Annotated in this window: 12 protein-coding genes and 1 riboswitch; of the genes, 1 reads left to right on the top strand and 11 read right to left on the bottom strand. The window is 69.9% G+C overall.

The features are described 5' to 3' along the window. Positions 1-61: 61 nt before the first annotated feature. Positions 62-2,947 carry an aminomethyl-transferring glycine dehydrogenase gene (gene gcvP, locus ABZZ04_RS32285; RefSeq protein ID WP_356935778.1) on the bottom strand — a complete coding sequence of 962 codons (2,886 nt, stop codon included), beginning with the start codon at positions 2,945-2,947 and terminating at the stop codon, positions 62-64. Between the two features lie 194 nt (positions 2,948-3,141). Then, positions 3,142-3,238, bottom strand: a riboswitch (glycine riboswitch). Between the two features lie 113 nt (positions 3,239-3,351). On the opposite strand from gcvP, the gene ABZZ04_RS32280 reads away from it, so the two are divergent. Continuing rightward, on the top strand, positions 3,352-3,720 hold the full coding sequence (locus tag ABZZ04_RS32280; RefSeq protein WP_356935777.1) for a PRC-barrel domain-containing protein: 369 nt from the start codon (positions 3,352-3,354) through the stop codon (positions 3,718-3,720). Here ABZZ04_RS32280 and ABZZ04_RS32275 read toward each other — a convergent pair. The 10 genes from ABZZ04_RS32275 to ABZZ04_RS32230 all read right to left on the bottom strand — a co-directional run bounded on the left by ABZZ04_RS32275 (position 3,645) and on the right by ABZZ04_RS32230 (position 13,623). After that, complete coding sequence (locus ABZZ04_RS32275; RefSeq protein ID WP_356935776.1) at positions 3,645-5,105, bottom strand: DNA polymerase IV; 1,461 nt, start codon at positions 5,103-5,105, stop codon at positions 3,645-3,647. The genes ABZZ04_RS32280 and ABZZ04_RS32275 overlap by 76 nt on opposite strands. A gap of 57 nt (positions 5,106-5,162) precedes the next feature. Further along, the gene (locus ABZZ04_RS32270) at positions 5,163-5,780 is read right to left on the bottom strand and encodes a MerR family transcriptional regulator (protein WP_356935775.1); all 618 of its coding nucleotides are present in this window, start codon (positions 5,778-5,780) and stop codon (positions 5,163-5,165) included. 168 nt (positions 5,781-5,948) lie between these two features. Continuing rightward, complete coding sequence (locus ABZZ04_RS32265; RefSeq protein ID WP_006123076.1) at positions 5,949-6,422, bottom strand: bifunctional nuclease family protein; 474 nt, start codon at positions 6,420-6,422, stop codon at positions 5,949-5,951. 53 nt (positions 6,423-6,475) lie between these two features. After that, entirely contained in the window at positions 6,476-7,216 is a 741-nt protein-coding gene (locus ABZZ04_RS32260) for a MerR family transcriptional regulator (protein WP_356935774.1), read from the bottom strand. A 41-nt stretch (positions 7,217-7,257) separates the two neighbouring features. After that, positions 7,258-8,175 carry an FHA domain-containing protein gene (locus ABZZ04_RS32255; RefSeq protein WP_356935817.1) on the bottom strand — a complete coding sequence of 306 codons (918 nt, stop codon included), beginning with the start codon at positions 8,173-8,175 and terminating at the stop codon, positions 7,258-7,260. 61 nt (positions 8,176-8,236) lie between these two features. Next, on the bottom strand, positions 8,237-9,049 hold the full coding sequence (locus tag ABZZ04_RS32250) for a DUF881 domain-containing protein (protein WP_356935773.1): 813 nt from the start codon (positions 9,047-9,049) through the stop codon (positions 8,237-8,239). 5 nt (positions 9,050-9,054) lie between these two features. Then, complete coding sequence (locus ABZZ04_RS32245) at positions 9,055-9,387, bottom strand: small basic family protein (protein ID WP_003970459.1); 333 nt, start codon at positions 9,385-9,387, stop codon at positions 9,055-9,057. Then, complete coding sequence (locus tag ABZZ04_RS32240) at positions 9,384-10,307, bottom strand: DUF881 domain-containing protein (protein ID WP_356935772.1); 924 nt, start codon at positions 10,305-10,307, stop codon at positions 9,384-9,386. The genes ABZZ04_RS32245 and ABZZ04_RS32240 overlap by 4 nt, the downstream gene beginning before the upstream one ends. 98 nt (positions 10,308-10,405) lie before the next feature. Then, positions 10,406-12,901: a mannose-1-phosphate guanyltransferase gene (locus ABZZ04_RS32235; protein WP_356935771.1), complete on the bottom strand. Its 2,496-nt coding sequence runs from the start codon at positions 12,899-12,901 to the stop codon at positions 10,406-10,408. Between the two features lie 113 nt (positions 12,902-13,014). Further along, positions 13,015-13,623 (bottom strand): CDP-alcohol phosphatidyltransferase family protein, encoded by a 609-nt coding sequence (locus ABZZ04_RS32230; RefSeq protein ID WP_148837746.1) that lies wholly within the window; start codon positions 13,621-13,623, stop codon positions 13,015-13,017. Positions 13,624-13,816: the final 193 nt, after the last annotated feature.

Genomic DNA, 13,816 nt, shown 5'->3' with positions numbered 1-13,816 from the left:
CCCGGAGATCCCTCCGAACCGGCCCCGACGCGCGTGCGCGTCACTCACCCGCGCCGATGACTCAGCTGTCGTACTCGTCCAGCGGCGGGCAGGAGCAGACGAGGTTGCGGTCGCCGAAGGCACCGTCGATCCGGCGCACCGGCGGCCAGTACTTGTCGGCGGCCGAGACGCCCGCCGGGAAGACCGCGGTCTCCCGGCTGTAGCCGTGCTTCCACTCCCCGCCCAGCATCGCCGCGGTGTGCGGGGCGTTGCCCAGCGGGTTGTCGTCCGCGCTCCACTCGCCCGAGGCCACCTTCTCGACCTCGCCGCGAATGGCGATCATCGTGTCGCAGAACCGGTCGAGCTCCGCGAGGTCCTCGCTCTCGGTCGGCTCGATCATCAGCGTCCCGGCGACCGGGAACGACATGGTCGGCGCGTGGAAGCCGTAGTCGATCAGACGCTTGGCGATGTCGTCGACGCTGACGCCGGTGGCCTTGGAGATCGGTCGCAGGTCCACGATGCACTCGTGCGCGACCAGACCGGCCGGGCCGTTGTACAGGATCGGGTAGTGCGGCTCCAGCCGCTTGGCGATGTAGTTGGCGGCCAGCACGGCGACCTGCGTCGCGCGCTTGAGGCCCTCCCCGCCCATGAGGCGGACGTACGCCCAGGAGATCGGGAGGATGCCGGCCGAGCCCCACGGAGCGGCCGAGATCGGTCCGACGCCGGTCTCGGGGCCCGCCGTGGGCTGGAGCGGGTGGTTCGGCAGGTACGGGGCGAGGTGCGCGCGCACGCCGACCGGGCCGACGCCGGGGCCGCCGCCGCCGTGCGGGATGCAGAAGGTCTTGTGCAGGTTCAGGTGCGAGACGTCGCCGCCGAACCGCCCCGGCCGGGCGAGGCCGACCAGCGCGTTGAGGTTGGCGCCGTCGACGTACACCTGGCCGCCGGCGTCGTGCACCTCGGCGCAGATGTCGGCGACGTGCTCCTCGAACACGCCGTGCGTCGACGGGTACGTGATCATGAGCACGGCGAGTTCCTCGCGGTGCTTCTCGATCTTGGCGCGGAGGTCCTCGACGTCGACCTCGCCGTCGTCGGCGGTCTTGACCACGACGACCTTCATGCCGGCCATCACGGCGCTGGCGGCGTTGGTGCCGTGCGCGGAGGACGGGATGAGGCAGATGGTCCGCTGGTCGTCGCCGTTGGCCCGGTGGTACGCCCGTACGGCCAGGAGGCCGGCGAACTCGCCCTGCGAGCCCGCGTTCGGCTGGATGGAGACCGCGTCGTACCCGGTGACCTCGGCGAGTCGCTCCTCCAGCTCACGGATGAGGGTGAGGAAGCCCTGCGCCTGCTCCGCCGGGGCGAAGGGGTGCAGCGCGCCGAACTCGGGCCAGGTGATCGACTCCATCTCGGTGGTCGCGTTCAGCTTCATGGTGCAGGAGCCGAGCGGGATCATGCCTCGGTCCAGCGCGTAGTCCCGGTCGGCGAGCCTGCGCAGGTAGCGGAGCATCGCGGTCTCGGAACGGTGCTGGTGGAAGACCGGGTGGGTGAGGATCTCGTCGGTGCGCAGCAGCCCCTCGGGCAGCGCGTCGGCGGCGGAGGCGTCCAGCGCCTCGATGTCCCCGTCGACGCCGAAGGCGGCCCAGACGGCGGCGATCTGCTCACGGGTGGTGGTCTCGTCGCAGGCGAGGGAGACCAGGTCTGCGTCGACGAGCCGCAGGTTGACCCCGCGCTCGCGGGCGCCCTCGACGACCTCCGCGGCCCGGCCCGGGACGCGCACGGTGAGGGTGTCGAAGTAGGCGCCGGTCACGACGTCGGCACCGGCGGCACGCAGGCCCTCGGCCAGGATCGTCGCGTAACGGTGGGTGCGCCGGGCGATCGTGCGCAGCCCGTCCGGGCCGTGGTAGACGGCGTACATCCCGGCCATGACGGCGAGCAGCACCTGCGCGGTGCAGATGTTGCTGGTCGCCTTCTCGCGGCGGATGTGCTGCTCGCGGGTCTGCAGGGCCAGCCGGTAGGCCTTGTTGCCGTCCGCGTCGACGGAGACGCCGACGAGGCGGCCGGGCAGGCTGCGGGCGAACTTCTCTCGCACGGCCATGAACCCGGCGTGCGGTCCGCCGAAGCCCATCGGCACGCCGAAGCGCTGGGTGGTGCCGACCGCGATGTCCGCGCCCAGGTCGCCCGGCGAGGTGAGCAGGGTCAGGGCCAGCAGGTCGGCGGCGACGGTGACGATCGCACCGAGCCCGTGGGCCTGCTCGACGACCGGCCGGATGTCCCGGACCGCTCCGGAGGCACCCGGGTACTGCACCAGCACGCCGAAGACACCGCGCTCGGCGATCTCCGCCGGGATGCCGTCGGACAGGTCGGCGACGACGACCTCGACACCGGTCGGCTCGGCGCGGGTCTCGATGACCGCGATCGTCTGCGGCAGGGCGTCGGCGTCGACCAGGAAGACGCCGTTCTTCACCTTGCCGACGCGCCGGGAGAGCGCCATGGCCTCGGCGGCCGCGGTGCCCTCGTCGAGCAGGGAGGCGCCGGAGGTGGGCAGCCCGGTCAGCTCGGCGACCATGGTCTGGAAGTTGAGGAGCGCCTCCAGGCGCCCCTGGGAGATCTCCGGCTGGTACGGCGTGTAGGCCGTGTACCAGGCGGGGTTCTCCATGACGTTGCGCAGGATCACCGGCGGGGTGAAGGTGCCGTAGTAACCGAGCCCGATCATCGGGGCCAGCACCTGGTTGCGGTCCGCGAGGGAGCGCAGCTCGGCGAGGACCTCGGCCTCGGTGCGCGCGCCCGGCAGCCGGAGTGCCTCGGTGCTCTTGATGACGTCGGGCACCGCGGCCGCGGTGAGCTCGTCCAGCGAGCCGTACCCGACCTGGGCGAGCATCTTCGACTGCGCCTCGGCGTCGGGGCCGATGTGCCGCTGCTCGAACGGAATGCCCTGCTCCAACTGGGAGAGCGGGGTGCGACGGGGGGTCATGGTGGAGGCCTCCTGGTCTGTCACGACCTGCGAGGGGCACCTCGGCGCGGGTGCCCGGACGGCCTCCCCCTCTGTCATCTCAACCTGAGAGCTTCACCGGCATGCCCTACGGCCTGCCGGCTTTCACCGTCGGTGAGGAAGGGAACCGCTCCGGCACCCGGCCGCACGGAACCCGCCCTGCTTTCCAGAGTGACCTCGTCCGTGCGGTACGGGGGCCTGAGAGATTCCGGGGAGGATTTGCTCCTTCGGCGCCTTCGGATCAGTTCCGGAGGACTCTCCCGCACGGGGTCAGCGGCCGCCACCAGCCTACCAGCGGGGTTCTTCGTCGAACCCTCGAGTGGCCGACCCCCCGAATCTGCCCTTTTGTAGTGCTTGTGGAGTAGCCGCGACCAGTGGGAGGGATCGTGCAGACCGACATCGATCCGCGCAGCCTGATCGGCCGCAAGGCATTCGACCGCAGGGGCACCAAGATCGGAACCGTGGACGAGGTGTACCTCGACGACGCCACCGGGGTGCCCGAATGGGCGGCCGTACGCACCGGACTCTTCAGCCGGGACGCGTTCGTCCCGCTGGAACCCAGCCAATTCGTGGACGACACGCTCCGCGTCCCCTTCGACCGCGCGCTGATCAAGGACGCGCCCGACTTCGGTGTCGGCCGCCATCTCTCGCCGGAACAGGAGCTCCAGCTCTACCGGCACTACGGTCTGGACTCCCCGCCCGAGGAGGTCGGCCCCGACAGGGACTTCGGCAGACTGGCGGGCCAGGAGGAGTAGTCCGCCGGATCGCGCACCAGCGGCAGCGGGTCGGCAGGCCGCAGCGCCGCGTCGTCGATCCGGAACGTGCGCACCCGGCCGGGCGCCGAATCCGGCTCCTCGAACCGCACCGTCACCCGCCCGATGCCGCTGCCCTGCACCCAGCCGTGCCCGTAGGCGTCGTGGTGCACGTCGTGCCCGGCGTGCCAGTGCCGCGCGGCCGGGCCCTCGGGGGTGCCCGGGGACTCCGGTCGCGGGCCGTCCGCCGGCCCGGCCCGGTCGTCCTTCGCCGCCGTCGCCTCCCCGGCCGGTTCCCCGGTCGCGGCCCGCTCGCCCGCGGCCTGGGCGAAGAGGTCCTCCTGCGTGTAGTCGGCGAGCCCCGTGACGCCCACTCCGAGCAGCCGGACGCCCCCAGTGGTGTCCACGGCCTCCAGGAGCCGTGCGGCGGCCTCACGGACCACCGCGGGGTCGTCCGTGGGCCCGCGCAGCGTCTCGGACCGCGTGAGCGTCGAGAAGTCGTACCGGCGCACCTTGAGGACCACCGTCCGCCCGGACCGTCCCGCGCCCCGCAGCCGCTGGACGCACCGGTCGGCCAGCCGCTCCACCTCCGTCCTGACCCTCACCCGGTCGTGCAGGTCGACGTCGAAGGTGTCCTCGACCGACACCGACTTCGCGTCGCGCTCCGCGACCACGGGCCGGTCGTCGTGGCCGAGCGCCATCCGGTGGAGCGAGCCGCCGTGCGCCTTGCCCAGCAGACGCACCAGCTCGGCCTCCCCCGCCGCGACCAGGTCGTCCACCGTCGTCATTCCGGCGCGGCGCAGATGGTCCGCCGTGGCGGGGCCGACCCCGGGCAGGATCCGCACCGGCATGGGCGCGAGCAGCTCCCGCTCCGTGCCCGGCTCGATGACCCGCAGACCGTTCGGCTTCGCCTCCTCCGAGGCGATCTTGGCCAGCATCTTGGAACCGGCGAGCCCGACCGAGCCGGTGAGCCCGGTGACCGCGCCGATGGCGGTACGCAGCTGCTCGCCGATCTCCCGTGCCGAAGCCGTGTCGTCGGCCCTCCCACCGGCCTCCAGGTCGACGAACGCCTCGTCCAGGCTGAGGGGCTCCACCAGCGGGGAGAGCCGCGCGAGCAGCTCCATCACCTGGTTGCTGACCGTCCGGTACAGCTGGAAGCGGGGCACCAGATAGGCCGCGTTCGGCGCCAGCCGCCGCGCCTGCGCGGTCGGCATCGCCGAGTGGACCCCGAAGCGCCGTGCCTCGTACGAGGCGGTAGCCACGACTCCCCTGGGCCCCAGCCCGCCCACCACCACCGGCTTGCCGCGCAGGCTCGGCTTCGCCGCCTGCTCCACGGAGGCGTAGAAGGCATCCATGTCCAGATGCAGGATGGTGGGAACGGTTCTCACATCAACCGATGCTGCACCACGGCACTGACAATCGCCGGGTCCGGGGCCGTGCCGGGGTCAGCCTGCGCGGTTGCGCCGCCGTGCGAGCTCGTCGGTGGGGTTGTTGCCGATCAGCGTCTCACCGGTGTCCACACGCTCGCCGTGCAACTGCGACAGGGCGACGTCGACGTCCTGCCACACCACGCCCACCGCGATGCCGAAGACTCCCTGACCGCCCCGGAGCAGGTCGACGACCTCGTCGGGCGACGAGCACTCGTAGACCGTGGCCCCGTCGCTCATCAGGGTCATCCGCTCCAGGTCCTGGAATCCGCGGGCCCGCAGGTGCTGCACCGTGGTGCGGATGTTCTGCAGGGCGACGCCCGTGTCCAGGAAACGCTTCACGATCTTCAGCAGGACGACGTCCCGGAAGCTGTAGAGCCGCTGCGTACCGGAGCCGTACGCCGGGCGCACGCTCGGTTCCACCAGCCCTGTGCGTGCCCAGTAGTCGAGCTGCCGATAAGTGATGCCCGCGGCCGCACAGGCCGTGGGCCCCCGGTAGCCGATGTCGCCGGCCGATGCCCCGCCGTCCCCCGCCACCGCGGCCGGTTGAACCGGCTGCACGATGGTGTGGTCGGCTGTACTCCCCTGCTGCGGATACGGCCCACCCGCCGCCGTACCGTCGCCGCTGCTTCTCACGCCGACCTCCGTCCTTGACCTGCCATCTCGAAGGTAGGCAGTCACTCGGGGTGCGTCAACGATCGCCACACTCGGCACGCCGAGTGATAATCACCCCGAGGGTGGTTTCCCGTGCCTCTCGAGCGGGAAAGGCTTGCCGGATGTGCTGCTGGCGACCCCATGGACCGGTCATTGGCTGTTGGTACCGAAATCCTCCGGAGAGATCTGATCGAGGAACTCGCGGAACTTCTCCACTTCGTCCTCCTGCTCGTCCGGGATGGCGATGCCCGCGTCGTCGAGCACACCGTCACTGCCGTAGATCGGCGTTCCGGTACGCAGCGCGAGCGCTATGGCGTCGGACGGCCGCGCGCTCACCTCGACACCACTGGCGAACACCAGCTCCGCGTAGAAGACCCCTTCCCGCAGGTCCGTGATGCGGACCTCGGTGAGCTCCTGGCCGACGGCCTCGAGCACGTCCTTGAAGAGATCATGGGTCAGCGGCCTGGCCGGAGCCATGCCCTGCTGGGCGAAGGCGATCGCGGTCGCCTCACCAGGACCGATCCAAATGGGGAGGTACCGGTCGCCTCCCACTTCACGCAGGAGCACGATCGGTTGGTTGGAGGGCATTTCCACCCGGACACCCACAACGTCGAGCTCGTTCACACAGCAACCCTAGGACGTGCTCGGCAGGTTTGGGTAGTCGGGCACCGTCGTGATCAGTGCAGCCGGATTCCCAGAGCGGTCTGGACGAGGGACGAATGAAGCCGCACGGACAACTCCGCCAGCTCCTTCGCAGTGGCCTCCGCATGTGCTCTGGTCTGCGGATTCCGGTGTCGGCGCAGGGGTGCGACCACCTGCTCGATGAGCCCCGCCTCACGATCCGCGGCCGCCCGCATGGCACGCAGGTGACGCGGTTCCAGACCGAACCTGCCCAGATCCGCCACAAGCTTGGCCACCGTGACCATCTCGGCGTCGTAACCGCCTTCGGCCGTCGGAGCGACCAGACCGTACGACTCCCACTCGTCGAGGTCGCTCTCACTGACCTCGGCGGCCGCGAGCAGTTCGGCGCGGCCGATCCGGGCCGCGGTGGGCCGCCCCGGCTCCGTCTCCCGGCCGCCGACGAGCTCCCGCACACCGCCCGTGGCGGGCAGTGCGGACTGCTCGCCGCGGGCGAGGGCGTCGAGGTGCTCGCGGATGACCTTCAGCGGGAGGTAGTGGTCCCGCTGCATGCGCAGCACCTGGGCCAGGCGTTCCACATCGGCGCTGCGGAACTTGCGATAGCCGGAAGGGGTCCGCTGCGGCTCGACGAGCCCTTCGGCCTCCAGGAAGCGAATCTTGGAGATCGTGACCTCGGGGAACTCGTCCCGCAGGCGCAGGAGCACCGTGCCGATGCTCATCGGGCGCTCGTCGGCGGTGGCGGTGCCGGTCACGGCACCGCCCGTCGGTGTTCTCAGCATGGCCCTTCCTGGGGGTCCCCCGACCGGGGTCGGGGGGCGGGTCAGATGCCGCGCTGGCTCGCGTAGAAGACCAGCCGGTACTTGCCGATCTGCACTTCGTCGCCGTTGGACAGCGGCACGGAGTCGATGCTCTCGCGGTTGACGTAGGTGCCGTTCAGACTGCCCACGTCCGCGACCGTGAAGCTGCCGTCGGGGCTCCTGCGGAACTCCACGTGTCGACGCGACACCGTCACGTCGTCGAGGAAGATGTCGCTCTGCGGGTGGCGGCCGGCCGTGGTCAGCTCACCGTCCAGCAGGAAGCGGCTGCCCGAGTTCGGCCCGCGGCGCACCACCAGGAGCGCCGAGCCGAGCGGAAGGGCGTCGACCGCGGCCTGCGCCTCGGGCGAGAGGGACGGTACGGCCGTCTGGCCGGTGACCTCCGCCTCGTACGCCTCGAGACCGGAGATGGAGATGGTCGAGGTCGTCTCCGAGGCACGCTCGGGAACCCCGCCCCTCAGCGGCGCACCGCAGTTGGAGCAGAAACGACTGTCCTCGGCATTGCGGTGCCCGCACCTCGTACAGACCGGCATGGACGAGCCTTCCTGTCCGGGGGTGAACCCTCCACCCGTACTTGAGGTCGACGGTTCTCCGAAACCTATGCGGCCGGGACCGGCAGGGTCAACAGACGACGCGCCGGAAAATCCCGAATTGTCACTGCCCTGACCCGCCACCTCATCACGGAAGAGCGGGCGTTCCGTGCCCTGCTCATCCACCTGGCCATGGCGCGGTGCGCGATGGCGGGCGGCCTCGTCGCGAGCGCTCTTGCCGAACAACTTCCCAAACAACTTCACGGGCGATTCCCCTTGACCGAAATAGACCCGCCCGTGGGGCAGGACGAACCCTGAATGAACACACCTGCCGACCCGGACATCTTCACAACGTCCGTATCCACTCGACAGTTTCCACCACGCGCCACCAATACGATGCGGCGACCCCCCGCAACCTTGTGCCCGTCTCCTCCGGCCCCTTCGCGCCGCGGACTCACGGTGACGACGACCGAGCGTAGTCAGGCTGCTTCGCCGGTCGCAAGGCGTCCACCACGATGTCGTCGGCCCGTGCGACCTGCACGGTGGCCTGCTCCTTCTCCAGCGTCTGCACGACGCCGCCCGGGATGTTCAGCGCCGGCTCCAGATCCTGGGGCTTGCCGATCACCTCGAACACGTACGGCGCGGTGATCTTGCGGCCGTCGACCTTGACGTCGCCCCCGTCACCGGAGAAGTACGTGTTGGCCACCACGCGCACCCCGTTGACCTGGATCGCCTCGGCGCCCGCGGCACGCAGCTCCTGGAGCGCGTCGAGCAGCATGTCCGCCTTGACCCCGTTCCCCGGGTCGTTGACGGTGAGCGTGATCCCGGGGCCGTGAGCCGCCACGGTGCCCGCGAGGATACCGAGTTGCCGCTCCTTCTCCACGGTCTGCTTGCGCGCCTCCTCGGCCTGGTCGGAGCTGTTCTCCAGCTCCGTGCGCTGGGCGTCCAGCCGCTGCTTCTCGTCCTCGAGACGCTGCGTACGGTCGTCCAGCTCGTCGAGGATCCGGACCAGGTCCTCCTGGCGGGCTCCTCGCAGGGCGCTGTTGTCGCTGTTGGACCGCACCTGGATGGCGAGCCCGAGGCCGAGCCCGAACAGCAGCAGCGCGACGATGAGTTGGGCCCGTGTCACCCGGGGCGGCCACAGACCGGCGACCAGCCGCTGGCGCCCGGTGAGCTCCTTGGCGGGGCCGGTCGGCCGCTCGTCCGCGCTGTCCTTGCTCTCCTCGTCCCCGGGAAGCCCGCCGTCGGGGAGTTCTTCGTTGCTCATCGGCCTCAGGCCCTGAAGACGTGCCGGCGGATGGCCGCGGCGTTGGAGAAGATCCGGATCCCGAGCACGACCACCACACCGGTGGACAGCTGCGCTCCGACGCCCAGCTTGTCACCCAGGAACACGATCAGGGCCGCCACCACGACGTTCGACAGGAACGACACGACGAACACCTTGTCGACGAAGATCCCGTCGAGCATGGCCCGCAGGCCGCCGAAGACCGCGTCGAGGGCGGCCACGACGGCGATGGGCAGGTAGGGCTCGACCACCGCCGGCACCTCGGGCCGGACCAACAGTCCGACCACGACTCCCACGACGAGGCCCAGTACGGCGATCACGATGTGCCCTTCCCTGTGTCTGCCGCACCACTGCCGGTGTCTGCGGCCCTGTGAGGCTCTGCTGTACGTACGATCAGGCTCGGCGCGACCGGAAGGCTCACCTTCTGCTGCACGGACAGGCTCGTCCGGATGTCGAAGGTGTCCTTGAGCGCCTGCAGGTACTGGCCGTCGTCGCTCTCCCGGAACGCGTTGCCGAGCTGCTTGCCGTTGCCCACCGCCAGCACCGTGTAGGGCGGCACGAGCGGTCTGTTGTCGACCAGTATGGCGTCGCCCGCCGCGCGGATCGCGGACAGGGCCGTCAGACGCTGGCCGTTGATCGCGATCGCCTCCGCGCCGGACTGCCACAGGCCGTTGACGAACCGCTGGAGGTCCCGGTCGCGCACCCGCCCGGTGTCGGCGAACCCGCTGGTCTCCCTGGGCCCTCCGCCGCCCTGGGCGGTGTCCTTGGCGTCGTCGACGACGAGCTTCACCCCGGGCCCCTCCACGGGGGTGGCCCCGGCGAGCAGCGCCACCCGTTCGCCCTGGTCCCCGCCATGCTTCTCCAGCGCCTTGCGCTGGCGCCTGCCCACGTCGGCCCGGAGCTTGTCCACCTGGGACTCCAGGCCGTCGGCCGCCTCCGTCTCGTCGCCGATCCGGTCGATCAGTTCCTGGCGCTCCTTGGCGAGGACCGGCGCGGCGACGCGTGCCTCCGCGGCACCGAGCGTGACGACGAGGGCGGCGAGCACCAGACAGGCGGCGAGGCCGAGCTTCGCCTTGAGCGTGCGGGGCATGCCCGCGCTTCCGTCCGCCTTGCGACGTGCCGAGGCTTCGGCGTATCCGTCGTCCAGGCTGTGGTCCATCACATTGGTCAGCAGCGACATGGACGCGTCGGGACGCGCGGGCGGGGAGGCTGTACTCCGATCGGGGGGCTGCTGCGACATGCCGCACATCGTCGCACGTCGTCGCCGCTACCGCCGAATGGCCCCACCGGTGTGCCCGAAGGCGTTGCCGGACGCCTCCGGACACACCGGGCGGACCCCTACTGACCTGCGCTCTCCACGACCGCCGCCCATTCGTCCAGCAGTGCCTGCGCGGAGGTGTCGTCCGGGCCCTCGGCCCACAGATGGGTGATCGCCTCGGCCCGGTCCGGCAGCACCATCACCCAGCGCCCGTCGGCCTCGACGACCCGCACGCCGTCCGTCGTGTCGACGCTGCGGTCACCGGCCTCCTCCACTACCCGGCGCATGACCAGGCCCTTGACGGCCCAAGGGGTGGCGAGGTCACGGCGCAGGACGTGGGCGCGGGGGATGCGGGCGTCGATCTGGCTAAGGGTGAGCTGGGTCCGGGCGACGAGTCCGAGGAGTCTCACGAACGCTGCGGATCCGTCGAAGACGCTGCTGAATTCGGGAACGATGAAGCCGCCGCGGCCGTCTCCACCGAAGATGGTTCCTTCCTCGCGTCCGACGCGCGTCAGGTCGTCGGGCGACGTCGTCGTCCACTCGACCTGCGTGCCGTGGTACGCCGCGACCTGCTCGGCCACGCGTGTCGTGGTGACCGGCAGTGCCACCCGTCCGCTGCGCCGCTCGGCCGCCACGAGGTCGAGCAGCACCAGGAGGGCCCGGTCGTCCTCCACGATCCTGCCCCGCTCGTCGACCAGGGAGAGCCGCTCGCCGACCGGGTCGAACCGCACCCCGAACGAGGCCCGTGCCGAGGAGACGATCTCGCCCAGCCGCACCAGCCCGGAGCGCCGGGACTCGGCGGTCTCGGTGGGCCGGGACTCGTCGAGGCCGGGGTTGATGGTCAGCGCGTCCACGCCAAGCCGTCCCAGCAGGCTGGGCAGTACGAGTCCGGCGCTTCCGTTGGTCGCGTCGACGACCACCTTGAGCCCCGCGTCGGCGATCCCCGTGGTGTCCACGTTCCGCAGCAGGGCCCCGGTGTACGAGTCGAAGACGCTGGACGGGAAGTGCAGGTCCCCGATCTCCCCGGGGAAGGCCCGCCGGTACTCCTGGCGTGCGTAGACCCGGTCCAGCTTCCGCTGCCGTGCCTGGGAGAGGTCCGCTCCCCGCTCGTCGAAGAACATGATGTCGACCGAGTCCGGCACTCCGGGGGATGTGCGGATCAGGATCCCGCCGGCGCTGCCCCGGGCGGTCTGCTGGCGGGCGACGGGCAGCGGTACGTTCTCCAGGTCCCGGACGTCGATGGCGCTGGCCTGGAGGGCCGAGATCACCGCCCGTTTCAGGGCGCGGGCGCCGCGGGAGTGATCACGTGCGGTGGTGACCGTGGAGCCCTTCTTCAGAGTCGTGGCGTACGCTCCGGCGAGCCGGACCGCCAGCTCGGGCGTGATCTCCACGTTCAGGATCCCGGACACTCCCCGGGTACCGAAGAGGTGTGCCTGTCCTCGCGACTCCCAGATGACCGATGTGTTGACGAAGGCACCGGCCTCGATGGTCTTGAACGGGTAGACGCGGACGTTGCCCTGGATGATCGACTCCTCGCCGATCAGGCATTCGTCCCCGATGACCGCGCCGTCCTCGATGCGGGTGGCCCGCATGACGTCGGTGTTCTTGCCGATGACGCAGCCGCGCAGGTTGCTCTGCTGGCCGATGTAGACGTTGTCGTGCACCACGGCCCTGTGCAGGAACGCGCCGCTCTTGACGACCACGTTCGATCCGATGACCGTGTGTTCGCGGATCTCCGCACCGGCTTCGACCTTTGCGTAGTCGCCGATGTAGAGCGGGCCGCGCAACACCGCGTCGGGGTGTACTTCCGCGCCTTCCGCGACCCATACGCCCGGCGAGATCTCGAATCCGTCGATGTCGACATCGACCTTGCGTTCGAGAACGTCGGCCTGGGCCTTCACATAGCTCTCGTGGGTGCCGACGTCCTCCCAGTAGCCCTCGGCGACATAGCCGTAGATGGGCTTGCCCTCCTTCATGAGCTGCGGGAAGACGTCACCGGACCAGTCCACCGACACGTCGGCCTCGACGTAGTCGAACACCTCGGGTTCCATGACGTAGATGCCGGTGTTGACGGTGTCCGAGAAGACCTGGCCCCAGGTGGGCTTCTCCAGGAAACGTTCGACCTGCCCGCCCTCGTCCACGATGGTGATGCCGAATTCCAGGGGGTTGGGCACCCGGGTCAGGCACACCGTGACGAGGCCGCCCTTTTCCTTGTGGAAGGCGATGAGCTCGGTGAGGTCGAAGTCGGTGAGCGCGTCACCGGAAATGACGAGGAAGGTGTCGTCCTTCAGCGCTTCCTCGGCGTTCTTCACGCTCCCGGCGGTGCCGAGCGGCTTCTCCTCGTTGGCGTAGCTGAGCTCCATCCCGAGCTCTTCGCCGTCCCCGAAGTAGTTCTTGACCAGCGAGGCGAGGAACTGGACAGTCACGACGGTCTCATTGAGCCCGTGCCGCTTCAGCAGCCGAAGCACATGCTCCATGATCGGCCGGTTGGCTACGGGCAGAAGCGGCTTGGGCATGCTCGAGGTCATGGGGCGAAGGCGAGTGCCTTCGCCACCAGCCATCACGACGGCCTTCATGTCGGAAACGTCCTCCTTGAAGAGACGACGGTTGGCCGACTTCGCCCGTCGGGGGCATCATCCGGTTCATCAGCGGCGGGCCGGCCACACTGCGCGGCACCGCGTCAACGAGCTCAATCGGCTACTGCATCCGCCTTGACGAGCCGGCGGACCTGAACCACGTAGAGGATCCCTGCCCACCAATAGAGCGTTGTACCCCAACCTGCGAACGCCCATCCGAAAATGGCGGCCAGCGATGCAAGCCAACCACTTCCGTCGCTGAGCAGCAACAAGGGGAAGGCGTACATCAGATTGAACGTGGCCGCCTTGCCCAGGAAGTTCACCTGGGGCGGCGGGTAACCGTGCCTGCGCAGGATTCCGACCATCACGAGGAGCATCAGTTCGCGGGCGAGAAGCGCCGCGGCGAGCCACAGCGGGAGGATCTCGCGCCAGGTCAGGCCGACGAGCGTGGAAAGGATGTAGAGGCGGTCCGCAGCGGGGTCCAGGAGCCGGCCGAGACTGCTGATCTGGTTCCACCGACGTGCGAGCTTGCCGTCGAGATAGTCGCTGACACCGCTGAGCATCAGCACCAGCAGCGCCCAGCCGTCGCTCTTGGGCCCGCCGAACTCGGGGCGGAGGATCAGCCACAGGAAGAGCGGAACCCCGGCAAGGCGAGCCATGCTGAGGATGTTGGGGATGGTGAGCACCCGGTCCGTCTGAACCCGAGTCTCCTGAACCTCCACCCGGGGGCCTCCCGTGAAGAACGTGCCAATGATGCCCCCTGACCCTACCTTCAGCTGCCACGGGGAGGGCCACAGGGGTGACGGAAACGTTCACGAGGTGGGTGGTGAACGCAGGAAAGCCCCGTACCTTGCGGTACGGGGCTTTCCCGGAAAAATTGTTCGGCGGCGTCCTACTCTCCCACAGGGTCCCCCC

It is taken from the genome of Streptomyces sp. NPDC006435, from assembly GCF_040612315.1.
GTDB lineage: Bacteria > Actinomycetota > Actinomycetes > Streptomycetales > Streptomycetaceae > Streptomyces.
Note: the sequence above shows the minus strand (reverse complement) of the source record. Positions and strands in the feature narration are given on the sequence as shown.

Bases quoted from the DNA above. Each gene is read 5' to 3' on its own strand.
- gcvP (WP_356935778.1), bottom strand. From the start codon at position 2,947: ATGACCCCCCGTCGCACCCCGCTCTCCCAGTTGGAGCAGGGCATTCCG.
- ABZZ04_RS32260 (WP_356935774.1), bottom strand. From the start codon at position 7,216: ATGCTGAGAACACCGACGGGCGGTGCCGTGACCGGCACCGCCACCGCC.
- ABZZ04_RS32250 (WP_356935773.1), bottom strand. From the start codon at position 9,049: ATGAGCAACGAAGAACTCCCCGACGGCGGGCTTCCCGGGGACGAGGAG.
- ABZZ04_RS32240 (WP_356935772.1), bottom strand. From the start codon at position 10,307: ATGTCGCAGCAGCCCCCCGATCGGAGTACAGCCTCCCCGCCCGCGCGT.
- ABZZ04_RS32235 (WP_356935771.1), bottom strand. From the start codon at position 12,901: ATGAAGGCCGTCGTGATGGCTGGTGGCGAAGGCACTCGCCTTCGCCCC.